The organism is Neoluteolibacter marinus (assembly GCF_014904755.1).
Taxonomy (GTDB): domain Bacteria; phylum Verrucomicrobiota; class Verrucomicrobiia; order Verrucomicrobiales; family Akkermansiaceae; genus Haloferula; species Haloferula marina.
Genome location: NZ_JACZFQ010000251.1, coordinates 1 through 298, shown reverse-complemented (window position 1 = coordinate 298; position 298 = coordinate 1). Strand labels below are relative to the sequence as shown.

At 64.8% G+C, this 298-nt stretch carries 1 protein-coding gene; it reads right to left on the bottom strand.

Annotation, left to right across the window (positions count from 1 at the left end; genetic code table 11):
• Window positions 1–298 (bottom strand): SufD family Fe-S cluster assembly protein (locus tag IG178_RS24715; protein WP_193215238.1); only part of this gene is annotated, 298 nt, incomplete at both ends.

Genomic DNA, 298 nt, shown 5'->3' with positions numbered 1-298 from the left:
TGGACACGATCGACGACGACGTGTGCGGGGCGACGTGCACCATCTTGGAGCCGGTGTCCTGGTGCTGGCCCTCGCCGGCGAAGGCGATCGAGAGGGTCTCGCCACGGGCGTGCTCGCCGGTCATGTAGACCGCCGGGTACTTCTGGGTGACCTTGGAGCCGATGTTGCCGTCGACCCACTCCATGGAGGCGCCCTCGTGGGCGATGGCGCGCTTGGTCACCAGGTTGTACACGTTGTTCGACCAGTTCTGGATGGTCGTGTAGCGCACGCGGGCGTTCTTCTTGACGATGATCTCGAC